General features: G+C 64.7%; 18 protein-coding genes and 1 other RNA gene. 15 read left to right on the top strand and 4 right to left on the bottom strand.

Translation table 11 applies throughout. The features are described from left to right. Positions 1 to 32: 32 nt before the first annotated feature. The 3 genes from JOD97_RS25645 to JOD97_RS25635 all read right to left on the bottom strand — a co-directional run bounded on the left by JOD97_RS25645 (position 33) and on the right by JOD97_RS25635 (position 3,464). Positions 33 to 980 carry a MerR family transcriptional regulator gene (locus tag JOD97_RS25645; RefSeq protein ID WP_209724868.1) on the bottom strand — a complete coding sequence of 316 codons (948 nt, stop codon included), beginning with the start codon at positions 978 to 980 and terminating at the stop codon, positions 33 to 35. 580 nt (positions 981 to 1,560) lie between these two features. After that, positions 1,561 to 2,475, bottom strand: a complete 915-nt coding sequence (locus JOD97_RS25640) for an AEC family transporter (RefSeq protein ID WP_209724866.1) — start codon at positions 2,473 to 2,475, stop codon at positions 1,561 to 1,563. A 2-nt stretch (positions 2,476 to 2,477) separates the two neighbouring features. Continuing rightward, entirely contained in the window at positions 2,478 to 3,464 is a 987-nt protein-coding gene (locus tag JOD97_RS25635; protein ID WP_209724864.1) for a TauD/TfdA family dioxygenase, read from the bottom strand. 505 nt (positions 3,465 to 3,969) lie between these two features. On the opposite strand from JOD97_RS25635, the gene JOD97_RS25630 reads away from it, so the two are divergent. From JOD97_RS25630 to JOD97_RS25620, 3 genes are all read left to right on the top strand, one after another. Beyond that, entirely contained in the window at positions 3,970 to 5,622 is a 1,653-nt protein-coding gene (locus JOD97_RS25630; protein ID WP_209724862.1) for a methyl-accepting chemotaxis protein, read from the top strand. Positions 5,623 to 6,412: 790 nt separating this feature from the next. After that, positions 6,413 to 7,489: a porin gene (locus tag JOD97_RS25625; protein ID WP_209724860.1), complete on the top strand. Its 1,077-nt coding sequence runs from the start codon at positions 6,413 to 6,415 to the stop codon at positions 7,487 to 7,489. 84 nt (positions 7,490 to 7,573) lie between these two features. Next, positions 7,574 to 8,101, top strand: a complete 528-nt coding sequence (locus JOD97_RS25620) for a hypothetical protein (protein WP_209724858.1) — start codon at positions 7,574 to 7,576, stop codon at positions 8,099 to 8,101. Between the two features lie 150 nt (positions 8,102 to 8,251). Here JOD97_RS25620 and JOD97_RS25615 read toward each other — a convergent pair whose 3' ends face one another. Continuing rightward, positions 8,252 to 9,952, bottom strand: a complete 1,701-nt coding sequence (locus tag JOD97_RS25615) for a thiamine pyrophosphate-binding protein (RefSeq protein ID WP_209724856.1) — start codon at positions 9,950 to 9,952, stop codon at positions 8,252 to 8,254. A 127-nt stretch (positions 9,953 to 10,079) separates the two neighbouring features. On the opposite strand from JOD97_RS25615, the gene rnpB reads away from it, so the two are divergent. The 12 genes from rnpB (at position 10,080) to murG (ending at position 24,105) form a co-directional block, all read left to right on the top strand. Continuing rightward, positions 10,080 to 10,423, top strand: an RNA gene (gene rnpB / locus JOD97_RS25610) — RNase P RNA component class A. Positions 10,424 to 10,503: 80 nt separating this feature from the next. Next, positions 10,504 to 12,003, top strand: a complete 1,500-nt coding sequence (glpK, locus tag JOD97_RS25605) for a glycerol kinase GlpK (protein ID WP_209724854.1) — start codon at positions 10,504 to 10,506, stop codon at positions 12,001 to 12,003. A 686-nt stretch (positions 12,004 to 12,689) separates the two neighbouring features. After that, positions 12,690 to 13,118 carry a division/cell wall cluster transcriptional repressor MraZ gene (gene mraZ / locus JOD97_RS25600; protein WP_090316576.1) on the top strand — a complete coding sequence of 143 codons (429 nt, stop codon included), beginning with the start codon at positions 12,690 to 12,692 and terminating at the stop codon, positions 13,116 to 13,118. 9 nt (positions 13,119 to 13,127) lie between these two features. After that, positions 13,128 to 14,099 carry a 16S rRNA (cytosine(1402)-N(4))-methyltransferase RsmH gene (gene rsmH, locus JOD97_RS25595; RefSeq protein ID WP_209724852.1) on the top strand — a complete coding sequence of 324 codons (972 nt, stop codon included), beginning with the start codon at positions 13,128 to 13,130 and terminating at the stop codon, positions 14,097 to 14,099. Further along, positions 14,096 to 14,371: a cell division protein FtsL gene (gene ftsL, locus JOD97_RS25590; RefSeq protein ID WP_209724850.1), complete on the top strand. Its 276-nt coding sequence runs from the start codon at positions 14,096 to 14,098 to the stop codon at positions 14,369 to 14,371. Before rsmH ends, ftsL begins: the two co-directional genes overlap by 4 nt. Further along, positions 14,368 to 16,143, top strand: coding sequence for a penicillin-binding protein 2 (locus JOD97_RS25585; RefSeq protein ID WP_209724848.1), 1,776 nt, complete (start codon positions 14,368 to 14,370; stop codon positions 16,141 to 16,143). Before ftsL ends, JOD97_RS25585 begins: the two co-directional genes overlap by 4 nt. A 20-nt stretch (positions 16,144 to 16,163) precedes the next feature. Then, positions 16,164 to 17,717: a UDP-N-acetylmuramoyl-L-alanyl-D-glutamate--2,6-diaminopimelate ligase gene (locus JOD97_RS25580; RefSeq protein ID WP_209725368.1), complete on the top strand. Its 1,554-nt coding sequence runs from the start codon at positions 16,164 to 16,166 to the stop codon at positions 17,715 to 17,717. Beyond that, positions 17,717 to 19,129 (top strand): UDP-N-acetylmuramoyl-tripeptide--D-alanyl-D-alanine ligase, encoded by a 1,413-nt coding sequence (murF, locus tag JOD97_RS25575; protein ID WP_209724846.1) that lies wholly within the window; start codon positions 17,717 to 17,719, stop codon positions 19,127 to 19,129. The genes JOD97_RS25580 and murF overlap by 1 nt, the downstream gene beginning before the upstream one ends. Positions 19,130 to 19,131: 2 nt before the next feature. Next, a complete protein-coding gene (gene mraY / locus JOD97_RS25570) occupies positions 19,132 to 20,301 on the top strand; it encodes a phospho-N-acetylmuramoyl-pentapeptide-transferase (RefSeq protein ID WP_209724844.1) in 1,170 nt (389 codons plus the stop codon). Continuing rightward, the gene (gene murD, locus JOD97_RS25565) at positions 20,301 to 21,809 is read left to right on the top strand and encodes a UDP-N-acetylmuramoyl-L-alanine--D-glutamate ligase (protein WP_209724842.1); all 1,509 of its coding nucleotides are present in this window, start codon (positions 20,301 to 20,303) and stop codon (positions 21,807 to 21,809) included. Before mraY ends, murD begins: the two co-directional genes overlap by 1 nt. Next, positions 21,809 to 23,029 carry a putative lipid II flippase FtsW gene (ftsW, locus tag JOD97_RS25560; protein WP_209724840.1) on the top strand — a complete coding sequence of 407 codons (1,221 nt, stop codon included), beginning with the start codon at positions 21,809 to 21,811 and terminating at the stop codon, positions 23,027 to 23,029. The genes murD and ftsW overlap by 1 nt, the downstream gene beginning before the upstream one ends. Next, entirely contained in the window at positions 23,026 to 24,105 is a 1,080-nt protein-coding gene (murG, locus tag JOD97_RS25555) for an undecaprenyldiphospho-muramoylpentapeptide beta-N-acetylglucosaminyltransferase (protein WP_229264724.1), read from the top strand. The genes ftsW and murG overlap by 4 nt, the downstream gene beginning before the upstream one ends. Position 24,106 lies beyond the last annotated feature (1 nt).

Genomic DNA, 24,106 nt, shown 5'->3' with positions numbered 1-24,106 from the left:
AGCCGTGGGCTGCTACCGGAATGACAACTTTTTCAGCCCGCGGCGACGTTGGCGTTGCGCAGGCGCCATTCGGCGATGGCGGCGCTGATGTCGGCCAGCGCGAACACCCGCACATAGGGCGGACGGCGCCGTTTGAGCGCGGCGTTGCCGCCGCCGGCCCACAATTCGACGCTGCCGTTGAGGCGGGTGTGCAGCTCGGCCAGGCCGTCGAGCGCCTGGCGCGGATTCATCGCCACCGAGAACGACAGCGCGATGATGTCGACCCGCTGCACGCGCGCCGCCTCGACGATGTCGAGCAGCGGCGTTTGCACGCCCAGCGAGATGCAATGCGCCCCTTCGGCCACGCACATGGCCTCGGCCATCAGCAGGCCCAGGCCGTGGCGCTCCTGCGGCAAGGTGGTCAGCATGATGCGCGGCGCGCCCAGGTTGCTGGCGGCGGCCTGCGGCATGGCGAAGATGGCGCTGCGCATCACCACCGTCAGCGACTCCGTATATAAGTGTTCTTCGAACGTGGCCAGCTGGCCGCTGGCCCAGGCGTCGCCGACCAGGGTGGTCAGCGGCGCCACCAGGTCGATGACGAAGCTCTTCAACCCCATCATCAACAGCGCCTGCGACAACTGGCGGCGCAGCGCTTCCATTTGATGGGTTTTGCACAAGTCGAGATAGCGTTGCAGCTCGGGCGGCGGCAGCGACGGGCCGCCCAGGCCGCCGGTGGCCTGGCCGCTCAGCGTCTGCAATTCCTCCGCGCTGAACTGGATCACCTTGCCGGGGCGGAAGCCGAGGTCGATCAGCCGCTTGACCAGACGCAGCTTTTGCACCTGTTCGATCGGGTAGACGCGCTCGCCGTTGGGGTCGCGCAGCGGCTGCGGGAAGTCATAGCGACGCTCCCATACCCGCAGGGTCTCCTTGGCAACGCCGGTGTCTCGCTCGACGTCGCTGATCGTGCTTGGAACTGGTTTAGAGGAAACTGTAGTTGTCATTAGAGAATCTTAAGCGGCTGCCGTTTTTGACAGTCGCGAGTGTTGGCACAGGGTCGGGGTGCGCTGCGCTGGAAGCGGTTCTGATCCGGCGCGACCTGCATTTTACCTTCGTTTTGGGCCCAAAAGTTTCCACGTCCAAAGTTGATTTCGGTACGGCCAAGCAGTACTAAACACCTTGTCCACGACATGCAGTTGACATTGAGAACTAATTAACTGATTATCGCCTTTGCCCCTGAATTGTCCGGGACAAAATATTTTGTAACCTTGGAAAATAATGACCCTGGCTGTTGCGCGCAGCGGAATTTCTGCTCTGTGCCACGTCGTGCGCCTGGTCCGGGGTGGCCACGGGACGTTCCGACGGGGCCGTCCGTGCAAGCCGTCCGAAGGCCATGGTCCTGCCTTGGACGTAACTTTTGGTCATAAACCCGCCCGGTTTCCGGCCCGCGCCGCGTGACCTGCGCCGGTGTGGGCCCGCCGCGACGGCGCCAGGCGCCAGCGCTCCCGATCGACGCCGCAAGTTTCTGTTGGATCATACCTTGATGCGCAGGGCGGCAGCGCACAGTTTTGCGACGGGAATGTCCTATGCCAGCCATTGCAGGAAATGGCGGCTCAGCGGCACCGTCAGCGCCGCCAGCAGCGTTTGCAGCGTGATCAGCGACGCCATCAGCCGGGTGTCGCCGCCCATCTGCCTGGCCATGATGTAGGCGTTGGGCGCGGTCGGCAGCGCGCAGTAGAAGCAGGCCGCCAGCGCCACCGGCGCCGAAACGGCAAACATCAAACACACCTTGGCCGCGATCAGCGGCATGGCGATCAGCTTGAGCAGCGACGTGAACCCGAGCGCCAGCGGACGCAACCCCCGCAACGAAAACACCAGCCCGCTGCCGACGCAGACCAGCCCCAGGCACAAGGCCGCGCGGCCGAGGATGTCGAGCGTGTTCATCAACGGCGCCGGCATCGGCAGGCCCGATAAGCTGAACGCCACGCCGGCCAGCGTCGACAGGATGATGGGGTTGCCCGCCAGCGCCCTGGCGATCCTGGCGAAATCGGTCGGCACGCCGCTCCACCACGACAGCGCGACGACCGCGATGACGTTCACCACCGGCAGGCACAGCGCCAATGACAGCATCACCAGCGCGGCCGTCGGCGGGGCGAAAAACAAGCTCGAGACGGCGATGCCGAAGTAGGTGTTGGGCCGCATCGCGCCCTGCACCACCGACGAGCGCGCCGCGTCGGGCAGGGCGCGCGCCGCCAGCAGCGCCAGCACCGCGGCGACGACGATCAGCGCCGTCGGCAGCAGGGTGGCCAGCGCCAGGTCGCCGACCTCGGCCGAGCGGAAGCTCAGGCGGGCGGTGCCGGCGAACAGCAGCGCCGGGAAGCAGATGTTGTACGAGAACTTTTCAATCGACGGGAAGAAGGCCTCCGGCAGCCAGGCGTAGCGGCGGATCGCCACGCCCAGCAAAATGATCAGGAAGACGGGAAGGATGGCTGCGAGCATGCTTAATCTGCCGAAATGCCGGACGGGCCGATACGGTCCGCGTTGGGCGTGTTGGAAATGCGGATGCGGATCAAATGACGCTCCGGATCGCTGTACGGGGCGCGGCCGTGCAGGGTGCGCTGGTTGTCCGCCCACAACAGTGTATCGTCCGGCAACTGCCGATGGAAGCGCGGCGCGCGCCGCTCGACGATGTCGTTGACCAGTTCGACCGCGGCGCGCAGCGCGCCGTTGTCGAGCTCGGGCCGCGCGGCCAGGCCTTTGACGATGGCGTCGTAGCGCCAGCGCATGGCCAGCGCGCCGTCGAGCGCGGCCGGCCGGTGGAACACCGTCGCCATGTGGTATTCGAGCTGCTCCTCGTTGGCCGCGTACACCGACGGCACGCGGAACGGCAGCGCCGTCTTGCTCAGCAGCGCGTAGGCGGCGCGGCCCTCGCGGCTGCGCAGCAATTCGGCGTGGACGTCCTCGACGTCGATCAGCAGCGATTCGCCGCCGTTGCAGCGGGCGGCCGCCACCACGTACAAAAGAAACTGCTCCTCAGGCATCGGATAAAACGAAGAGTCGGTATGCATGTCGGCGCCGCCGACGCGCTCGGAGAAGGTCGCAAAGCGCGACTGCCGCTCGCTGCCGGCGCGGGCGCGCACGTCCCAGGCCACCCGCCGGGTGCGCTGGTCGGTCGACGTCGGGAAGCCGCGGCATAGCGCGATCGCGTACAGCACGGCGTTGCGTTGGGCTTCGCCGAGCGCGCCCAGGCCGAGGTTGGAGATGGCCACGCCGCGCGCCTTCACGCGGCCGAGCAGGGCGCCGAGCCGGCCCAGCGCCGGCACGGCGCGCAGTTCGCGCTGCAGCCGCACCTCGTCCGGATGCGGATAAAAACCGTTGCCGTTGAAATCGCTGAAATGGCGCGCGACGATGTCGACGATCGATGTCAAGTCCTGCGCCCAGGCGAAATCGCGCGGGACGACGATGATGTTGCGGGGTTGTGCGTGCATGGCGGGCATCCGGTGGCTCCTTGAATGAATTTCCGATCGGAAATATGGGCCCGGATCTTAACTTTTGGAATTGTTTCCTTGCAAGATGATAGTTTTCATAACAGCACTGACCAGTTCTCCTATGAAAGAAGATGTTTTTGATGAAATATTAAGCAATCGTTCATACTAAATAATCTTTAGCCGTGCCTTGATATAACAAATATGTCCATGTGGAAACTACGTATTCGCCGTGCGAATGTTGGTTGTCTTGGCAATACCTGAGGGATTGTTTGGCGGCCGTTTTGGCGGGCATTTGCGCGGTTTTCCCAGGAAACATGCGGCCTCGGCCGCACCGGCGGCCTGGCCGGGCCGCCCGGTCTTTCATTCCAAGCAGGAAATGTTGCAATGAAGTACGATATTGCCTTGTGGAAATTACAGCATAGTTAGCTTCTTGTTAATGCCGGTGGGCCGTGTCGCCGCTGCGCCGACACCCGCCCCCGGACGACCTCTTTTAAGGAATCAAATCATGAAATGGCTACAAGACCTCAAACTGGCCACCAAGCTGGGCATGGCGTTCGCCGCCGTGCTGCTGCTGACCGCCGTGGTCGGCATGTTCTCGATCGCCCAGCTGGCGCAAGTCAACGCCACCGCGGCGGCGCTGTCGTCGCGCTGGATGCCGGCGATGCGCGTGGTGCAGGACCTCAAGGCGCAGGTGGCGCGCGTGCGCACCCGCGAGTTCCAGTACATCATCTCCAGCGACCCCAAGGACATGGACAAGTACGACAAGGTGATCGCCAACGACCTGGTCGACCTGGGCAGGATGCAGGCCGATTACGTCAAGCTGATCGCCACGGCGGAGGAAAAACAACTGTATGACGGCTTCCTGTCGATGTGGGAGCGCTACATGGTGGAAGACGGCAAGATCCGCGCGGCCGTGCGCGCCGGCGACGACGCCGCCGCCAAGGCGCTGATCCGCGGCGAGTCGAACAAGCTGATCGTGTCGTTGCGCGGCCAGATCGACAAGCTCGTCCAGCTGTACGGCGACGGCGGCATCGACGCCGCCCGGCACGGCGACGCCACCTACGCGTCGGCGCGCCTGTGGATCATCGGCCTGCTGGCCGGCAGCGTCGTGCTCGGCGCGCTGGGCGCGGCCACGATCACCAACTGGCTGGTCAAGCGCCTCGGTGGCGAGCCCGACTACGCGGTCCAGATCGCCGGCCAGATCGCCGCCGGCCAGCTGGCGGTCGAGGTGCTCACCCGCCCGAACGACCGCGACAGCCTGCTGTTCGCGATGAAGTCGATGCGCGACAGCCTGGCCGACATCGTCGGCCGGGTGCGCGCCGGCACCGACACCATCGCCACCGCGTCCGGCCAGATCGCCGCCGGCAATGTCGACCTGTCGGCCCGCACCGAGCAGCAGGCCAGCTCGCTGGAGGAGACCGCCGCCTCGATGGAGGAGCTGACCAGCACGGTGCAGCAGAACGCGGCCAGCGCCAGCGAAGCCAACGCGCTGGCGCTGAGCGCGTCGGCGGTGGCGCAACAGGGCGGCGCCGTGGTGTCGCGGGTGGTCGACACGATGGGTTCCATCAACCAGTCGTCGCGCAAGATCGTCGACATCATCGGCGTGATCGACGGCATCGCCTTCCAGACCAACATCCTGGCGCTGAACGCGGCCGTCGAGGCGGCGCGCGCCGGCGAGCAAGGGCGCGGCTTCGCCGTGGTGGCCTCCGAGGTGCGCAACCTGGCCCAGCGCTCGGCGGCGGCGGCCAAGGAGATCAAGGAATTGATCAGCGATTCGGTCGACCAGGTCGAGGCGGGCAGCAGGCTGGTCGAGCAGGCCGGCGCGACGATGGAGGAGGTGGTCGTCAGCGTGCGCCGCGTGACCGATATCATGGGCGAGATCACCTCGGCCGGCCAGGAGCAGCGGGCCGGCATCGAGCAGGTCAACGCGGCCATCGCCGAGATGGACGCCGTCACCCAGCAAAACGCGGCGCTGGTGGAGCAGGCCACGGCCGCCTCGCACAGCATGCAGGAACAGGCCGGCGCGTTGGCCGGCCTGGTGGCCGTGTTCCGGCTCGATGCGGCGCCGGCGCAGCGGGCGCCGATGCGCGTGGTGCCGTCGGCCAGCCGCGAGGTGCCGGCCGCGCGCCTGCCGGAGCCGGCGCGCCGGCGTGCCTGATATGAGTGCGGCTCATGCGGGCCGGGCGCCGGCGGGGCCGTACTCTCACTGCTTTGGGGCAACAATGTGTCGGATTGGTGCGAAATATGTGGTGTGTGCGCAACAGGTAGCAATTTCTTACAAATTGCTGATGCACCGCAATAGTTGCTCCGTGGACAGAATTTACCACTGGTTTAGTGGTGTAACACTATGATCAAAGTTGGTTTGATGGCTATTTTGCTGTATTTCAACTCCAAACATTGTCGCGGGTTGTTAGCTTATTACCATTGAGTGGGGAGGTCCTTCCCGGGGCTTCAGTATAAAATAGCGCCAGAAATAGCAAAGTGGCTATTTTTACTTGGTCCGACAACGATGTAGTACGCATGCATTGATCTTGCATTTGTCACTAGGGCGGCTCGCAAAACGGGTCGCTGCATGAAGTTCATCGTGCGGAAATCTGGGCTAGTTCGCTTGCTCGGCATGAAATATTGCGATGCGGTAAAATACGGATGTTTTAAAAATCTGACAAGGATCGACGCGTTGCAGCATGAACGTTTTTGACCCTTGCTGGAGTCGATAAGCATCAGTATAGTGCCGCCTCCGGTGCCTTTGCGCACCGCGGACATTGCGAGCGTCGATTAAATCGGCCGCAACTAAGTGAGCGCGTTCCGCCTGATGGGACCGCACAGTGGCAGCTGGGGAGTTTGCCCTCACGCACATACGGCGCCTGCTGGTGACGCCGATAAGCACCGTATTTAGCCGCACTACTAGCTATGCCTTTTTACAGCAACACAACTGAAGGAAACATGTAATGAAAAAATCCCTGATCTCCATCGCCATCCTGGGCGCCCTGAGCAACGTAGCTATGGCGCAATCGAACGTCGTTATGTACGGTATCGTCGATGCCGGCCTGACCTCCGAGCGCGGCGGTGCTGCTGGTAACGTCACCAAAGTACAGAGCGGCGTCGCTTCGGCTTCCCGTATCGGTTTCAAAGGCACTGAAGACCTGGGCAGCGGTTTGAGCGCCATCTTCAAGCTGGAAGCCGGCGTGCGCATCGACGACGGTTCGCTGGACAACACCAACAACCGCCTGTTCAACCGCGAAGCTTACGTCGGTCTGAGCTCGAAGCAAGCCGGTACCCTGACCATCGGTCGTCAGTACACGCCTTACTACGAAACCCTGCGCGACGTGGCTGACCCGTTCGCAATGGGCTACGCTGGCACCGCTAAAAACCTGTTCCCGGTTGCCGGCGCGATGACCCGCAACGACAACGCCGTGGTCTACAAGACCCCATCGCTGTACGGTTTCTCGGGCGCTGCTTCGTACAGCCTGGGCGAAACCGCTGGCGATTCGAGCGCACAGCGTCAGCTGGGTGCATCGATCGGCTACAGCAACTGGGGCCTGAACGTGTCCGCTGCTTACAACAACCGTAACAACGACACCGGCACCGTCAAGACCAACAACATCGGCCACAACGCGCTGATCGCCGCCAACTACGACTTCAAAGTCGTTAAAGTGTTCGCAGCCTACGGCAAAGACAAGGGCCTGAACAGCGCGCCTTTGAACAACACCGCTAACTCGTTCGGCTACGTTGTCGCTCCAGTCGCTTCGCAAGACAGCACCGACGCGCTGATCGGCGTGTCCGCGCCAGTCGGCAACGGCACCGTGATGGCTTCGTACATCAAAAAGAACGACAAAGAGTTCGCGAACCGTGACGCTGATCAGTGGGGCGTTGGCTACTCGTACAACCTGTCGAAGCGCACCAGCGCTTACCTGGCTTACGCTAAGATCAAAAACAAAAACGGCGCTGGCTACACCGTTGGTAACAACACCGAAGCCGGTACGGGCGACAAGGCCTTCAACGTTGGCGTGAAACACAGCTTCTAATCTGTTCATTCAGAGTTAGTATCAACAACGGCTGCCTGGTGCAGCCGTTGTTCTTTTCTGAAAGCGTTTTAATTGATGACGACCATGATGATGAAACGACGCGCCGCCTTCGGCGCCATGCTGCTCGCTTCGTGCGCCGTGCTGGCCGCGCCCAAGGCGGCGCGCAAGCCGGCGGCCACGGGCGGCCTGCCGCGTTACGGCATGGTGGTGTTTTCCGATTTGTGCATCCACGCCGACAGCGGCGAATTCGGCGGCCAGCGCATCACGCTGCAGCGCTTCGCGGAGGTCGACACGGTGCTGTATGAGTACACGGCGGGCGGCTTGAGCTGGCCCGTGGTGGCCAGCGACGTCAATATCGATCCGCGCGGACGGCAGATGTATTTCACCGTGCGTCCGCCCGACGAGGAGGAGCGCACCATCAGCGGCAAGATCGCCGACGGCGGCAAGACGCTGGTGCTCGACGGCGGCTATTGCGGCGACGAGGCGGTGCCGATGCGGCTGCCGCTGGTGACCGATTTCGGGCGCAAGGCCGGCACCTGCCGCGCGTGCCCGGAGACGAAGAAGAACAAGGAGAAGGAAGTCGAGGCGCCGGCGTCCGAGGCGGCGTCCTGATTGGTTTGGCGATCCGATAACCCGTGCCCCCAAGCGGGGGCCGGGCCAATGGGCCGGCGGGGCGAAGCCCCTATCCGGAACCGGGGGTACGACCCCTAAGCGGCGCGGCGCGCGTATCGCCAACCGCATACGGGGTGGGAACGTCGCCGGCTAGGTTTTTTTCGCCGCCTCGGCGTTCTTGCGGATCGTCTCGAGCGTGGCGCCGGGCGTGATCAGGTTGCCGTCGTAGCGCAACTCGATCAGCGCCGGCAGATTGTGCCGGTTGGCGTGCGCCAGCGCGCGCTCGAGCGCCGGGCCGAATTGCTCCGTCTTGTCGACCACCTCGCCGTGCGCGCCGTACGCCACCGCCAGCGCGGCGAAATCCGGATTGTGCAGCTCCGTCCCCGATACGCGGCCCGGATAGTCGCGCTCCTGGTGCATGCGGATGGTGCCGAACATGCCGTTGTTGAAGACGATGATGACCACCCCCGCCTGGTACTGCACCGCCGTCGCCAGCTCCTGGCCGTTCATCATGTATTCGCCGTCGCCGGCGAAGGTGATCACCGTGCGTTTCGGGTCGATGATCTTGGCGGCGACGCCGGCCGGCACGCTGTAGCCCATCGCGCCGCTGGTCGGCGCCAGCTGCGTGCGCATGCCGCCGTAGCTGTGGAAGCGGTGCGCCCACGTGGCGTAGTTGCCGGCGCCGTTGGTGATGATGGTGTCGTGCGGGGCGATCTTGTCGATCTGCTGCACCACTTGCCACAGGTCCAGCGGCGCCTGGCCGTCCTGGAAAATCGCCGGCTGCAGCTGCCACGCCGCCAGCTCGGCCTTGGCCTCGGCCACCGAGGCGCGCCACGCGCCGGCGTCGACCGGCGCCATCGCCGCCAGCATGGCCGCGATCTGCGGCATGCCGCTGTTGATCATCAATTCCGCCTGATAGACGCTGCCCAGTTCCTCGGCGTCCGCGTGCACGTGGATCAGCCGCTGCGCCGGCACCGGCGCGGCGATCAGCGCGTAGCCGCCGGTGGTCATCTCGCCCAGGCGCGGGCCGATGGCCAGGATGACGTCGGCCTCGCGCACGCGCGCGGCCAGCTTGGGATTGATGCCGATGCCGACGTCGCCGATGTAGTTCGGGTGGGCGTTGTCGAGCAAATCCTGGAAGCGGAAGGCGCAGCCGACCGGCAGCTCGTTGGCCTCGGCGAAGCGCTGCAGGTCGGCGCACGCCTGCGCGTTCCAGCCGCCGCCGCCCAGCAGGACCAGCGGCTTTTTGGCGCTGGCCAGCATGGCGCGCAGCACGTCGATCTGCGCCGCCGACGGCGACGCTTGCACCGCCTGGTAGCGGCGCGTGTCAGCGACCTCGGCCGTATCGATCAGCATGTCCTCGGGCAGCGCCAGCACCACCGGGCCGGGCCGGCCGCTGGTGGCGACCTGGAAGGCGCGCGCCAGGTATTCGGGAATGCGCTCGGCGCGGTCGATCTGCGCCACCCACTTGGCCATCTGGCCGTACATGCGGCGGTAGTCGATCTCCTGGAAGGCTTCGCGGTCGATGAAGTCGTTGCCGACCTGGCCGATGAACAGGATCATCGGCGTCGAGTCCTGGTAGGCGGTGTGCACGCCGATCGAGGCGTTGGTCGCGCCGGGGCCGCGGGTGACGAAGCAGATGCCCGGCTTGCCCGTCATCTTGCCGTAGGCGTCGGCCATGAAGGCGGCGCCGCCCTCCTGGCGGTTGATGATGAAGCGGATGTCGGAGTCGTGCAGCGCGTCGAGCACGTCCAGGTAGCTTTCGCCGGGTACGCCGAAAGCGGTGTCGACGCCGTGGATCTTCAGGGCGTCGACCAGGATCTGGCCGCCGGTGCGGGTTGGGTGCGTCATAGTCTGGCCTCAAGGGGATAGGGTACGCGTCATTCTACGGCCGGGCGCGGCGCCCGGCTTTTCTAATGGCGACACCAAATATCGGAATTCCGATATCGGCCTGGCGCTAGCTGTTACAATACCGCCTGAAGCAAGCCAGACAGCCGCTGGCCAGCGCGTAATGCCTGGCGGGAGGAAGGTCCGGACTCCATAGAGCGGGGTGACGGTTAACGGCCGTCCGCCGAAAGCCGCAAGCGCAAGCCCAAGGTATAAGGCGAGGAATAGGGCCACAGAGACGAGCGTATTAAGTTACGGTGAAACGCGGTAACCTCCACCTGGTGCAATTCCAAATAGGCACGCGATGATGCTGCTCGCGGAGCGTGCGGGTAGGAAGCTTGAGCGCTGGAGTAATCCAGCGCCTAGAGGAATGGCTGTCATAGCGCGGGTTCGCCCGCGCCGTAACAAAATCCGGCCTATCGGCTTGCTTCAACTTATATAACGTATCTAATCCATACACATTCGCGGCTGCCGCGGGACCGACGCGCATACCGCGTCGACCCGGGGACGTGCCGATGAAAACCTACATACTGGCCTTGGACCAAGGCACCACCAGTTCGCGCGCCATCCTGTTCGACCGCCAGGGCCGCATTTGCGGCAGCGCGGCGGCCGAATATCCGCAGCACTTCCCGCAGCCCGGCTGGGTCGAGCACGACCCGAACGACATCTGGAACAGCCAGCTGGCCGTGGCCCGCAAAGTCTTGCAGGACAATCATGTCGATAGCCGCCAGATCCACGCCATCGGCATCGCCAACCAGCGCGAGACCACCGTGGTGTGGGACCGCAAGACGGGCGAGCCGATCGCGCCGGCCATCGTCTGGCAGGACCGCCGCACCGCCGACACCTGCGACGCGCTGCGCGCCGACGGCAAGGCCAAACTGATCGCCGACATCACCGGCCTCGAACTCGATTCCTACTTCTCCGCCACCAAGCTCAAATGGCTGCTCGACCACGTGCCCGGCGCGCGCGAGCGGGCGCGCCAGGGCGCGCTGGCGTTCGGCACCGTCGACAGCTGGCTGATTTACAAGCTGACCGGGCGCCACGTGACGGACGTCAGCAACGCCTCGCGCACCTTGCTGTTCAATATCCACCTGCTGCGCTGGGACCAGGATTTGCTGCAGCTGTTCGACATCCCCGAGCAGATGCTGCCGCAGGTGGTGTCGTCGAGCGAGGAGGTCGGCCTGACCAAGGCCGCGCTGTTCGGCGCGCCGATCGCGGTGGCCGGCATCGCCGGCGACCAGCAGGCCGCCACCTTCGGCCAGGCCTGCCTGACGCCGGGCATGGTCAAGAACACCTATGGCACCGGATGCTTCATGCTGATGCACCTGGGCGAGCACCCGGTGGTGTCGCACAACCGCCTGCTGACCACCGTCGGCTGGCGCGTCGACGGCGCCACCGAGTACCTGATGGAGGGCAGCGTGTTCATGGGCGGCGCCACCGTGCAGTGGCTGCGCGATGGCCTGGGCATCATCGAAAAGTCGTGCGACGTCGAGCCGCTGGCCGCCAGTGTGCCCGACAGCGGCGGCGTGTACATGGTGCCGGCCTTCGTCGGCCTGGGCGCGCCGCACTGGGACCCGTACGCGCGCGGCGCGCTGGTAGGGCTGAGCCGGGGCAGCAACCGCGCCCACATCGCCCGCGCCGCGCTCGAGGCGATCGCCTACCAGAGCGCGGAGCTGATGGCGGCCATGCAGAAGGACGTGGCGGCGTCGAGCCGCGACATTCCGCTGACCGAGGTGCGGGCCGACGGCGGCGCTGCCCGCAACGACCTGCTGATGCAGTTCCAGGCCGATCTGCTGGGCGTGCCGGTGCTGCGCCCGCACGTGACCGAGACCACGGCGCTGGGCGCGGCCTATCTGGCCGGGCTGGCGGTGGGCTTCTGGCAGACCCGCGAGGAGGTCGCCGCGCAGTGGACCTGCGAGCGGCGCTTCGATCCGGCGATGGGCGCCGACCAGCGCGGCGCGCTGATGGACGGCTGGGCACGGGCGGTGGGCCGGTCTAAAGCCTGGGCAACATAAATTATTATTCTGTCATCGAAGTTGACCGTTTTTACTTCAATTCATGCTGGAATTGGACCCGCCCGCAGGCGTATAATGACGCTTTTGGTGCGGTACCGCACTGCAACATTTGTATAGACAACTCGATTGTCGAAAAGGCATCGCCCCGGGCGTCATTGCTCACTAGCAAATTTGAAGTTGTAGTTATTAAAAGGTTGCACATTCCCCGTCATCGCGCTGCTGGCGCGCCATTCGACCATTCCCCGACTAAACCACCCCATTTTCGACGCCATTTGTCCGCCTGTTGGCTAGTTGTCAATTTGGCACTTCAATGTTGGCGCTTTGCAACTATATGTAAATATTTCAATTATTTTGCCTGCTCATTTTCACCGCTTTAGTGCACGCATACACATGTGTGCAAGTGAGGTAGCACATTCACAGTCTTTCATAAGTACTTAATTTGTCGAGTTATTTTATTTCTAGCTGGCTTCAAGGAATTGCGCTAAGTCCTTAATTTCATTACTAAAATCGCTGTTTCGTTTGCCTGAAAGCGCTTGACCGCTATTCTTCCATCCTCTAAAGTGGGCATCTGTGTGAAAAAGTGTCTTTTTGTGGGAAATTTCCTCTGACTTAGCGGCGGGGGAGATGAAAACCGGAAAGGCGCCGCTCATGCTCCGCTAACCATACTGAGGTCAAAAGGTAATCCCGTGTTTCAAGGCGCGTCCGCAATCAATCTCGATGCAAAAGGCAGGATGTCCATCCCCGCCAAGCATCGTGACGCGCTTTCGATCCAATGCGAAGGCCGCCTCACCCTGACCCGCCACCCCGATGGCTGCGTCATGCTGTTCCCCCGCCCGGTGTGGGAACAGCACCGTCAACAGATTGCCCAGTGGCCGATGCAGGCCCGCGCGTGGCAACGGATCTTCCTCGGTTACGCCACCGACGTCGAAATGGACACGGCCGGCCGCATCCTCATTTCGCCGGAACTGCGGGCCGCCGTCGGCCTCGAACGCGAGGTGATGATGATGGGCATGGGCTCCCACTTCGAAATCTGGGATGCCGCCAAACAGGCGGAAAAAGAGCAGCAGGCGATTGAAGCCGGCACCCCCGATGTACTCGCCAATTTCTCTTTCTAAGGTCCCGTGATGACATCCACAACGGTGCCTGAATTTCAGCATCGCACGGTGCTGCTGGACGAAGCGGTAGACGCCCTGGCGCTGACGCTCGACGGCGCCCGCGCAAACGGCGTCTACGTCGACGGCACCTTCGGCCGCGGCGGCCATTCGCGCCTGATCCTGTCCAAGCTGGGCGCCAACGCGCGCCTGATCTCCTTCGACAAGGACCCGCAGGCCATCGCCACCGCCGAACAAATCGACGACCCGCGCTTCACCATCGTCCACGACAGCTTCGCCACGATGACGGCGGCGCTGGCCGAGCGCGGCGTGGGCAAGGTCGACGGCATTTTGCTCGACCTGGGCATCTCGTCGCCGCAGGTGGACGACGCCGCGCGCGGCTTCAGCTTCCGCAACGATGGCCCGCTCGACATGCGCATGGATACCACGCGCGGCATGTCGGCGGCGGCGTGGCTTGCCACGGAAACCGAACAGACACTGGAAAAGGTGATCAAGGAATATGGGGAAGAACGGTTTGCTTTTCAGATTGCAAAGGCGATTGTTGCTCGCAGGGCAGTCGAACCAATTTCAACCACACGACAGCTTGCCGGTATCGTGGCAGGCGCGGTCAAGACTCGGGAGAAGGGCAAGGACCCGGCCACCCGCACATTTCAAGCTATCCGGATTTTCATCAATAAGGAGCTTGAAGACCTCGAAGTCGGTTTGAACCAGGCCTACGCCAGCCTGGCGCCGGGCGGCATCATCGCGATCATCAGCTTCCATTCGCTGGAGGACCGCATGGTCAAGCGCTTCTTCGCGTCCAAGGCCAATGTCGAACAGCCGGACCGGCGCCTGCCGATCCGCGCGGCCGATTTGCCGCAGCCGGAGCTCAAGCTGCTGGCCAAGATGAAGCCGTCCGACGCTGAAATCGACGCCAACCCCCGTTCCCGCTCGGCGGTGATGCGGGTGGCGCGGCGCCTCCCGATTCCAGAGGGGGCGGCATGAGCGGCAAGATCAACCTGGTGCTGACGGCGCTGCTGGTCGGCTGCGGCCTGTCGCTGGTCAACGCGCAATACCAGGCGCGCCACCTGTTCATCGAACTGGAACGCACGCAGTCGCAGGCGCGCCAGCTCGACATCGAATGGGCGCAGCTGCAGCTGGACCAGTCGACCTTGGGCAAGCACGCGCGCATCGAGGAGATCGCGCGCCGCGACCTGGGCATGACGCCGCTGACGGCGGCGCGCACGCAGTACCTGACGCCGGAGGGATCGAAATGAGCCGCGGCAGCAATGCGAGCACCTCGCGCGTGGCACGCTCCAAGGGCGTGCCGTTTTCGAAGAACCCCGTGCTGGCGGTGCGCCTGCCGGTATGGCGTTCGCGCGTGGTGCTGTTCGTGTTGTTCTTCGCCTTCGCCGCGCTGGCCGGGCGCGCCGTGTGGCTGCAGGGCGTGTCGACCCAGTTCCTGCAAAAGCAGGGCGAGATCCGCTACGCCCGCACGCTGGACCTGCCGGCCACGCGCGGCAAGATCACCGACCGCGACGGCCAGGTGCTGGCGTCGTCGGTGCCCGTCAAGGCCATTTGGGCGATCCCGGACGACGTCCAGAACGCGCCCGCCGATAAACTGAAACAGCTGGCCAAACTGCTCGACATGAGCAACGCCGAGCTGCAGAAAAAACTCGACTCCGACCGCGGCTTCGTCTATCTGAAGCGCCAGGTCGAGCAGGACGTCGCCGACCAGATCCTCAAGCTGGGCATCGAGGGCGTGCAGACCCGCAAGGAATACAAGCGCTTCTACCCGCAGGGCGAAGTGACGACCCACGTCGTCGGTTTCACCAACGTCGAGGACGTGGGCCAGGAATCGATGGAACTGGCGCAGCAGAAAACGCTGGTCGGCCAGCCGGGCAGCCGCCGCGTGATCAAGGACCGCCTGGGCCACATCGTCGAGGATATCGAATCGATCCGCGAGCCGCACGACGGCAAGGACCTGACCCTGTCGATCGACAGCAAGATCCAGTACATCGCCTTCACGCAGGTCAAGGACGCGGTGGAGAAATTCCACGCCAAGGCCGGCGCCGCCGTGGTGCTGGACGTGCACACCGGCGAGGTGCTGGCGCTGGCCAACTGGCCCACCTACAATCCGAACGACCGCTCCAAGCTGACCGGCGAGCAGCTGCGCAACCGCGTGATGACCGACACCTTCGAACCCGGTTCGTCGCTCAAGCCGTTCACCGTGGGCCTGGCGCTCGACGAGGGCCGCATCAAGCCGCACACCATGTTCGACACCGGCAACGGCTCGATGGTGATCGCCGACCGCGTCATCCACGACACCCACCCGCACTATATGATCGACGTGCAGGGCATCATCCAGAAGTCGTCCAACATCGGCACCTCCAAGATCGCGCTGGGCATGCCGGCGCAGGACATGTGGGAGATGTTCACCAAGCTCGGTTTCGGCCAGCAGCCCAAGTGGGGCTTCCCCGGCGCCGTGGCCGGCCGCGTGCGTCCGTATAAATCGTGGCGCCCGATCGAGCAGGCCAACATGAGCTTCGGCCAGGGCATCTCGGTGTCGCTGATCCAGCTGGCGCGCGCCTACACGGTCTACGCGCGCAACGGCGACATCATTCCGCTGTCGTTCCAGAAGGTGCACGAGGCGCCGCACGGCACGCCGGTGGTCAGCGCCAAGACGGCGGCCGAGATGCGCGAGATGCTGGAGATGGTCACGCAGCCGGGCGGTTCGGCCGTCAAGGCGCAGGTGCCCGGCTACCGCGTGGGCGGCAAGACCGGCACCGCGCAAAAGGTCGTCGGCGGCCGCTATTCGCACACCAAATACATCGGTAACTTCGTCGGCATGGCGCCGATGTCGGACCCGCGCTTCATTATCGCCGTCATGATCGACGAACCGGGTGGTCCGGTGCACGTCGGCGGCGACGTTGCCGGCCCGGTGTTCTCGGCGCTGGCCGCCCAGGCCCTGCGCGCGAAGAACATCGCGCCGGATTCGGACCTGACCCATATCATCATTCCTGAGTCAGCAGCACAGGAGAACATGTGACGACTTCTAACTTCGACCCGATGGCGGATTTCCAAGCCATTGCAGCGGCGATCCGCAAGCTGGCGCCGAACGCGCAGCTGGCGTCCGATTCGCGCCGCATCAAGCTGGGCGATGTGTTTTTTGCTTTCGCGGCGGATGCCACCAACGGCGCCGACGGCCGCGCCTTCATCGACGGCGCCATCGAGCAGGGCGCCGCGCTGATCGTGCTGGACCCCGCCGGCTTCACCTGGAACGACAGCTGGAGCGTGCCGTACATCGCCGTCGACAATCTTAAGCAGCAGGCCGGCCTGATCGCGCACGCGTTCTACCAGCAGCCGGATGCGGCGATGTTCACCGTCGCCGTGACCGGCACCAACGGCAAGACCTCCAGCGCGGTGTGGCTGGGCCAGGCCTTGTCGCGCGGCGCCGAGCCGGCCGCCGTCATCGGCACCTTGGGCGTGGGCGTGTTCCGCGCGCGCGGCGAGGTCGAATACGACGTCACCGGCTATACGACGCCGGACGCGGTGCTGCTGGCGCGCACCCTGGCCGGCCTGCGCGAGCAGGGCGCGGCCTCGCTGGCGATCGAGGCATCGTCGATCGGCCTGGCGCAGGACCGCCTGGCGGGCATGCACTTCGACGTCGCGCTGTTCACCAACCTGACGCGCGACCATCTGGACTACCACGGCGACATGGCCGCGTACGAGGCGGCCAAGGTCAAGCTGTTCGACTGGCCGGGCCTGAAGACGGCCGTGGTCAACCTGGACGATCCGATGGGCTTGCGCCTGATCGCGCATTTGAAATCGAAGGCGCCGTTGGCTGGCGCCATTCCGTTGATCGGCTATACCTTGCGCGACAAAGCCGCGCAGCCGGACATCGACGGCGTGCTGATGCTGCGCGCCAGCCAGTTCCGCAGCACCCGCAGCGCCGGCACCGAGTTCCATCTGGAGTCGGCATTGGGCGTGGCGCTGATCAAGACCAAGCTGGTTGGCCACTTCAACATCAGCAACGCGCTCGGCGTGATGGGCGCGATGCTGGCCAAGGGCCTGGGCCTGCGCGCCGCCATCGAGGCGCTCGAGGCGCTGCGGCCGGCGCCGGGCCGCATGCAGCAGGTCGGCGGCCAGGACGCGCCGATGATCGTCATCGATTACGCGCACACGCCGGACGCGCTGGAAAAAACCCTGGCGGCGCTGCGTGCCGTGGCCACCGACCGTGGTGGCCAGCTGTGGTGCGTGTTCGGCTGCGGCGGCGACCGCGATCCGGGCAAGCGCCCGCAGATGGGCAAGATCGCGCAGATGGCCGACCATGTGCTGGTCACCAGTGACAATCCGCGCAGCGAGGATCCGCACTCGATCATCGAGCAGATCGTCGCCGGTATGGACCGCAACAATCCGGCATCGACGGTGCAGACGCTGGACGACCGCGCCGCCGCCATCCTGTCGGCGATCAAGCACGCCGCCAAGCCGGATGTCATTCTGCTGGCCGGCAAAGGCCATGAGCCGTACCAGGAAATCAAAGGCAAGAAACTGCCATTTTCGGATGTCGACCACGCGCAGCTGGCGTTGTCGGCACGTTTAACCATGATGAGGACGAATTGATGCGTGCAGCACTCGCACAGATTCTGCCTTCCCTCCCGGGCGCGCGGCTGGTGAATGCCTCCGCCGAATCGGGTGAAGTTGTATTTTCCGGCGTGTCGACCGACAGCCGCAATGTATTCGCAGGTTCTTTGTTCGTCGCCTTGCGCGGCGAAGTTTTCGACGCCCACGACTTCCTCGCGCAGGTCGCGGAGAAGGGCGTCGCCGCCGTCGTGGTCGAGGAGCTGCCGGAGGGCTGGTCCGAGTCGACCAAGATCGCGGCGATCGTCGTACCGGACACCCTGGCCGCGCTGGGGCGGATCGCCAACCACTGGCGCCGGCAGTTTGCCATGCCCGTCATCGGCGTCACCGGCAGCAACGGCAAAACCACGGTCAAAGAAATGATCGCGGCGATCCTGGCCGCCGCCCATGGCGAAGAGGGCCGGCTGGCTACGCGCGGCAATCTGAATAACGAAATCGGCGTGCCGCTGACCTTGTTCCGCATGGAGGCGAAGCAGGAGTCGGCCGTCATCGAGATGGGCATGAACCATCCGGGAGAGATCGGCCGCCTGGTCGCCATCGCCGAGCCGACCATCGCCATGGTCAACAACGCCCAGCGCGAACACCAGGAGTTCATGCACACGGTGGAAGCGGTCGCGCGCGAGAACGGCGCCGTGCTGGCCGGCCTGCCCGCCGATGGCGTGGCCGTATTCCCGCATGGCGACGAGTTCACGCCGATCTGGGAAGAGCTGTCGGCCGGCCGCCGCATGATCCGCTTCGGCCTGACCAAGGACGCCGAGGTCAGTTGCACCTTCCGCGCCGGCGACTTCGGCAGCGAGATGTTCGTCACTATCCGCTCCTCGGACGACGCCGCGCCGGAGCAGTTTTTCGTCAACCTGCAGGCGGCGGGCGAGCACAATGTGCGCAACGCGCTGGCCGCCGTGGCGTGCACCTACGCCGCCGGCATCGCGCTGGAAAAGATCAAGCTGGGACTCGACACCTTCGCGCCCGTCAGCGGCCGGCTGCAAAAGAAGGCCGCGGCCAACGGCGCCGTCGTCATCGACGACACCTACAACGCCAATCCGGATTCGGTGCGCGCGGCGATCGACGTGCTGTCCAGGGCCGCCGCGCCGCGCGTGCTGGTGCTGGGCGACATGGGCGAAGTGGGCACGCAGGGCCGCGAGTTTCACGAAGAAATCGGCGCTTACGCGCACAGTAAAGGCATCGAACAGGTGCTGACCGTCGGCGAACTGGCATCCCACATGAAGGGGGACGCCATTCGCCATTTCGAACAGTTCGGCGACTTGCTGGCTGCCGTGGAGGCAGCCGTCGCACCGAATGCAACCGTATTAATCAAGGGCTCCCGCTTCATGAAAATGGAACGGGTCGTGCAGCATTTGATTGGATCGCAACAAGCTAACAAGGAAAGTCACTAATCATGCTGCTCTGGCTCGCACAGTTTTTCCAGGACGAGATCGGCCCCCTGCGGGTCTTTAACTTCATCACCTTTCGCGCGGTGTTCGCCGCCGCCACCGCGTTGCTGATCGGCCTGTGCGCCGGTCCGGCCGTTATCCGCATGCTGACCGCCATGAAGTACGGCCAGGCCGTGCGCACCGACGGTCCGCAGACGCACCTGAAAAAACACGGCACGCCGACCATGGGCGGCGTGTTGATCCTGATCGCCATCGGCGTGTCGACGCTGCTGTGGTGCGACCTGTCGAACCGTTTGATCTGGCCGGTGCTGGTCGTCACGCTGGGCTTCGGCGCCGTCGGCTGGGTCGACGACTACCGCAAGGTGGTGCGCCAGGACCCGGAAGGCATGCGTTCGGCGGAAAAGTACTTCTGGCAGTCGCTGGTCGGCCTGGCCGCCGCGCTGTACCTGGCATTCTCGGTGTCGGCGCCCAACGCCGGCAAGGTGTTCGAACTGTTCTTCGCGTGGGTGCAGTCGGGCTTTTCGATGGATTTGCCGCCCAAGGCCGACTTGATCGTCCCGTTCTTCAAGACCATCAGCTACCCGCTGGGCGTGTGGGGTTTCATCGCGTTGACATATTGTGTCATCGTCGGCACCAGCAACGCCGTTAACTTCACCGATGGCCTGGACGGCCTGGCGATCATGCCGACGATTATGGTCGGTTCGGCGCTCGGCTTGTTCGCGTACCTGACCGGCAGCGCGACGTATTCGAAGTACCTGTTCATTCCGCACATCCCTGGCGCGGGCGAACTGATTATCTTCTGCGGCGCATTGGCCGGCGCGGGCTTGGCCTTCCTGTGGTTTAACACGCACCCGGCGCAAGTGTTCATGGGCGACGTCGGCGCGCTGGCGCTGGGCGGCGCGCTGGGCACCATCGCCGTCATCGTGCGCCAGGAGATCGTGTTGTTCATCATGGGCGGTATTTTCGTCGCCGAGACGGTGTCGGTGATCATGCAGGTGGGCTGGTTCAAGTACACCAAGAAGCGCTTCGGCGTCGGCCGCCGCGTGTTCCTGATGGCGCCCTTGCACCACCACTTCGAACAAAAAGGCTGGAAAGAGACCCAGGTCGTCGTGCGCTTCTGGATTATCACGATGATGCTGGTGCTGGTTGGACTCTCTACTTTGAAACTGCGCTGATGATTTACGAAGGCAAAAACGCACTGGTATTGGGGCTCGGGGAATCGGGCCTGGCGATGGCGCTGTGGCTCGCCCGCAGCGGCGCGCGCGTGCGCGTTGCCGATACCCGTGAGTCGCCGGAGCGTTTGCCGGCGCTGAAGGAAGCGATCGCCGATGTGGAATTCATCGCCGGTCCTTTCGGCGCCGCGCTGCTCGATGGCGTCGATTTCGCCGCCGTCAGCCCGGGTCTGGCGCCTTACCGCGAGCTGGCCGAGATCGGGCCGGCCGCCAGCGCCGCCGGTATTCCCGTCTGGGGCGAGATCGAGCTGTTCGCGCAAGCGCTGGAATCGCTGGAGAAGGAACGCGCCTACACGCCGAAGATCATCGCCATCACCGGCACCAACGGCAAGACCACCGTCACGACGCTGGTCGGACAGCTGTGCGAGCGCGCGGGCAAGAGCGTGCGCGTGGCCGGCAATATCAGCCCGGCGGCGCTGGACGTGCTGCGCCATGTGCTGGACGAAGACGTCTTGCCGGAGGTGTGGGTGCTTGAGCTGTCCAGCTTCCAGCTGCAGACCACCTTCACGCTGGAGCCGGATGCGGCGACGGTGCTGAATGTGACCCAGGACCATCTGGACTGGCACGGCGACATGCCGTCCTACGCCGCCGCCAAGCACCGCGTCTTCGCGGCGGACACCGTGCGCGTGCTCAATCGCGACGACGCCACCGTCATGCGCATGGCCAGCGCCACCGGCCAGAACGTTACCTTCGGCACCGACGCGCCGACCTTGCGCGACGATTTCGGCCTGAATAACGAGCGCGGCGTGTTGTGGCTGGCGACCGCGATTCCGTCGGAAGAAGAAGCCGAGCCGAAAAAACGCAAGAAGAACGATCCGCCGCCGCCGCCGGTCGAATGCATGGTCAAGAACCTGATGCCGGCCGACGCGCTGCAGATTCGCGGCGTGCACAACGCCGCCAACGCGCTGGCCGCGCTGGCGCTGTGCCGCGCCATCGATCTGCCATTGGCGCCGCTGCTGCACGGCCTGCGCGAATATCGCGGCCAGCCGCATCGCGTGGAACTGGTCGGCGCGATCAACGACATCGAATACTACGACGACAGCAAAGGCACCAACGTCGGCGCCACCGTGGCCGCGTTGAACGGCTTGGGCAAGGCCTTCACCGGCGCCGAGCAGCGCCTGCTGGTCATCATGGGCGGGGACGGCAAGGGCCAGGACTTCGCGCCGCTGGCCGAGCCGGTGTCGCGTTACGCGCGCGCCGTGCTGCTGATCGGCCGCGACGCGCCGCTGCTGCGCGCCGCGCTGGAGCCGTCCGGCGTGGAGCTGGTGGACTGCGGCACCGATCTGCCGGCGGCCGTCAAGCGCGCCAGCGAGCTGGCCAAGGGCGGCGACGCCGTGCTGCTGTCGCCGGCCTGCGCCAGCATGGACATGTTCAAGAACTACGCGCATCGCGCGCAGGTGTTTATCGACACCGTGCGCGATATCGCCCTCGACAACGGACAGGAGATCTGATGCCGCTCCAGCTGCCGTTCCGTTTTGGCGCGAAATCGACGGTACCGTCGATAGACAGCCGCGCGCGGCAATCGAAGATGATGGAGTACGACCAGCCGCTGGTCTGGGTCACCTTGTTGCTGATGCTACTGGGGATGGTGATGGTGTATTCGGCGTCGATCTCGCTGCCCGATTCGCCCAAGTTCGCCAACTACATCCGCTGGCAGAACACCTACTTCCTGCAGCGCCAGGCGATGTTCATCGCCGTGTCGCTGGTGGTCGGCCTGTTCGTCTTCCGCACGCGCGTCTCCGACTTGCAGAAGGCGGCGCCGTATCTGTTCATCGGCACCCTGGTGCTGCTGGTGATGGTGCTCATTCCCGGCCTGGGCGTGGTCGTCAACGGCGGCCGCCGCTGGCTGTCGCTGAAGGTGTTCAACGTCCAGCCGTCGGAGCTGATGAAAGTGGTGGCGGTGCTGTACGCGGCCGACTACACGGTGCGCAAGCAGCAGTACATGCACAAGCTGACCAAGGGCTTCATGCCGATGGCGGCGGCGGTCGGCTTTGTCGGCCTGTTGCTGCTGCTGGAGCCGGATCTGGGCGCGTTCGGCGTGATCGTCTGCATCGCCATGGGCATCCTGTTCCTGGGCGGGATCAACGCCATCTGGTTCGGCGGCATCGGCGCGGTGCTGGTGGTGATCTTCGGTTCGATTATCGCGCTGTCGAAGTTCCGGCGCGAGCGCTACTTCGCCTACCTCAATCCGTGGGAAGAGGACAACGCCCTGAACAAGGCTTACCAGCTGACCCATTCGCTGATCGCGTTCGGCCGTGGCGAAATCTTCGGCGTGGGCCTGGGCGGCAGCGTCGAGAAGCTGCACTACCTGCCGGAGGCGCACACCGACTTCCTGCTGGCGGTGATCGGCGAGGAACTGGGCCTGGTCGGCGTGCTGGTGGTGATCGCGCTGTTCTACTGGATTATCAAGCGCGCCTTCGATATCGGCCGCCAGGCCATCGCCATCGACCAGACCTTCGCCGGCCTGACGGCCAAGGGCATCGGCATCTGGATCGGCGTGCAGACGTTTATTAACATGGGTGTGAACCTTGGCCTGCTGCCGACCAAGGGCCTGACCTTGCCGCTGATGAGCTATGGCGGCACGGGTGTGGTGATTAACTGCGTCGGACTCGCGATCCTGCTCCGGATCGACTACGAGAACCGGGTCCTGATGCGTGGCGGTAGATTATGAAACGATTGATGATCATGGCGGCCGGCACCGGCGGTCACATTTTCCCCGGCCTGGCGATCGCGCAGACGATGCGCGCGCGCGGCTGGGACGTGACCTGGCTGGGCACCTCCGCCGGCATGGAACAGGACTTGGTGCCCAAGCACGGCATCGCGATGGACAGCATCGACTTCACCGGCATGCGCGGCAAGGGCTTGAAGCACTCGCTCGGCGGCGCGCTGAAGATGGTCAAGGCCTTCATCGCCTGCCGCGGCTACATCGGCAAGCGCAAGCCGGACGTGGTGCTGGGCATGGGCGGTTACGTGACGGTGCCGGGCGGCCTGATGGCGCGCATGGGCGGCGTGCCGCTGGCGCTGGTCAACGCCGATGCGGCGCTGCTGTTGTCGAACAAGACGCTGGTGCCGTTCGCGGACCAAGTGTGCTTCGGCTTCCCGGCCGATTTCGGCAAGGCCGCCGGCAAGGCCGTCGTCACCGGCAATCCGGTGCGCAAGGAGATCCTGGACATGGCCTTGCCGGCGCAGCGTTTCGCCGGCCGCGAAGGTCCGCTGCGGATACTGGTTGTCGGCGGCAGCCTGGGCGCGAAGGCGCTCAACGACAACCTGCCGGCGGCGCTGGCGCTGATCCCGGCCGAACAGCGTCCGCTGGTGACGCACCAGTCGGGCAAGAAGAATATCGACGCGTTGCGCGCGTCGTACGCGCAGGCCGGCGTGCACGCCAACGTGGTCGACTTCATCGACGACATGGCCGCCGCCTACAGCGCGGCCGACGTGGTGATCTGCCGCGCCGGCGCCATCACCGTGTCGGAGCTGACCGCCGCCGGCGTGGCCAGCGTGCTGGTGCCGCTGGTGGCGTCGACCACCAGCCATCAGCGCGACAACGCGCAGTGGATGGCCAAGCAAAACGCGGCGATCCATATGCCGCAGACGGAAATGAGCGCGCGCAGTGTGGCGACGCTGCTCGAAACGCTGACGCGTACCGCCTGCCTGACGATGGCGACGGCGGCGCACAAGGTGGGAAAACGCGATGCGAACGAATCGATCGCGCAGGTATTGGAAAAACTGGCAAAGGTTAAAGGTTAAG

Source organism: Duganella sp. 1411, assembly GCF_017833525.1.
Taxonomy (GTDB): Bacteria; Pseudomonadota; Gammaproteobacteria; order Burkholderiales; family Burkholderiaceae_D; genus Rugamonas.
The sequence above is the reverse complement of the archived record's forward strand: the minus strand, read 5'-3'. Positions and strand labels throughout refer to the sequence as shown.

What these genes read in the sequence shown, in the direction of transcription:
- JOD97_RS25645 (WP_209724868.1), bottom strand. Translation starts at nt 980, where the DNA reads ATGACAACTACAGTTTCCTCTAAACCAGTTCCAAGCACGATCAGCGAC.
- JOD97_RS25640 (WP_209724866.1), bottom strand. Translation starts at nt 2,475, where the DNA reads ATGCTCGCAGCCATCCTTCCCGTCTTCCTGATCATTTTGCTGGGCGTG.
- JOD97_RS25635 (WP_209724864.1), bottom strand. Translation starts at nt 3,464, where the DNA reads ATGCACGCACAACCCCGCAACATCATCGTCGTCCCGCGCGATTTCGCC.
- JOD97_RS25630 (WP_209724862.1), top strand. Translation starts at nt 3,970, where the DNA reads ATGAAATGGCTACAAGACCTCAAACTGGCCACCAAGCTGGGCATGGCG.
- JOD97_RS25625 (WP_209724860.1), top strand. Translation starts at nt 6,413, where the DNA reads ATGAAAAAATCCCTGATCTCCATCGCCATCCTGGGCGCCCTGAGCAAC.
- JOD97_RS25620 (WP_209724858.1), top strand. Translation starts at nt 7,574, where the DNA reads ATGATGATGAAACGACGCGCCGCCTTCGGCGCCATGCTGCTCGCTTCG.
- JOD97_RS25615 (WP_209724856.1), bottom strand. Translation starts at nt 9,952, where the DNA reads ATGACGCACCCAACCCGCACCGGCGGCCAGATCCTGGTCGACGCCCTG.
- glpK (WP_209724854.1), top strand. Translation starts at nt 10,504, where the DNA reads ATGAAAACCTACATACTGGCCTTGGACCAAGGCACCACCAGTTCGCGC.
- rsmH (WP_209724852.1), top strand. Translation starts at nt 13,128, where the DNA reads ATGACATCCACAACGGTGCCTGAATTTCAGCATCGCACGGTGCTGCTG.
- ftsL (WP_209724850.1), top strand. Translation starts at nt 14,096, where the DNA reads ATGAGCGGCAAGATCAACCTGGTGCTGACGGCGCTGCTGGTCGGCTGC.
- JOD97_RS25585 (WP_209724848.1), top strand. Translation starts at nt 14,368, where the DNA reads ATGAGCCGCGGCAGCAATGCGAGCACCTCGCGCGTGGCACGCTCCAAG.
- JOD97_RS25580 (WP_209725368.1), top strand. Translation starts at nt 16,164, where the DNA reads ATGGCGGATTTCCAAGCCATTGCAGCGGCGATCCGCAAGCTGGCGCCG.
- murF (WP_209724846.1), top strand. Translation starts at nt 17,717, where the DNA reads ATGCGTGCAGCACTCGCACAGATTCTGCCTTCCCTCCCGGGCGCGCGG.
- mraY (WP_209724844.1), top strand. Translation starts at nt 19,132, where the DNA reads ATGCTGCTCTGGCTCGCACAGTTTTTCCAGGACGAGATCGGCCCCCTG.
- murD (WP_209724842.1), top strand. Translation starts at nt 20,301, where the DNA reads ATGATTTACGAAGGCAAAAACGCACTGGTATTGGGGCTCGGGGAATCG.
- ftsW (WP_209724840.1), top strand. Translation starts at nt 21,809, where the DNA reads ATGCCGCTCCAGCTGCCGTTCCGTTTTGGCGCGAAATCGACGGTACCG.
- murG (WP_229264724.1), top strand. Translation starts at nt 23,026, where the DNA reads ATGAAACGATTGATGATCATGGCGGCCGGCACCGGCGGTCACATTTTC.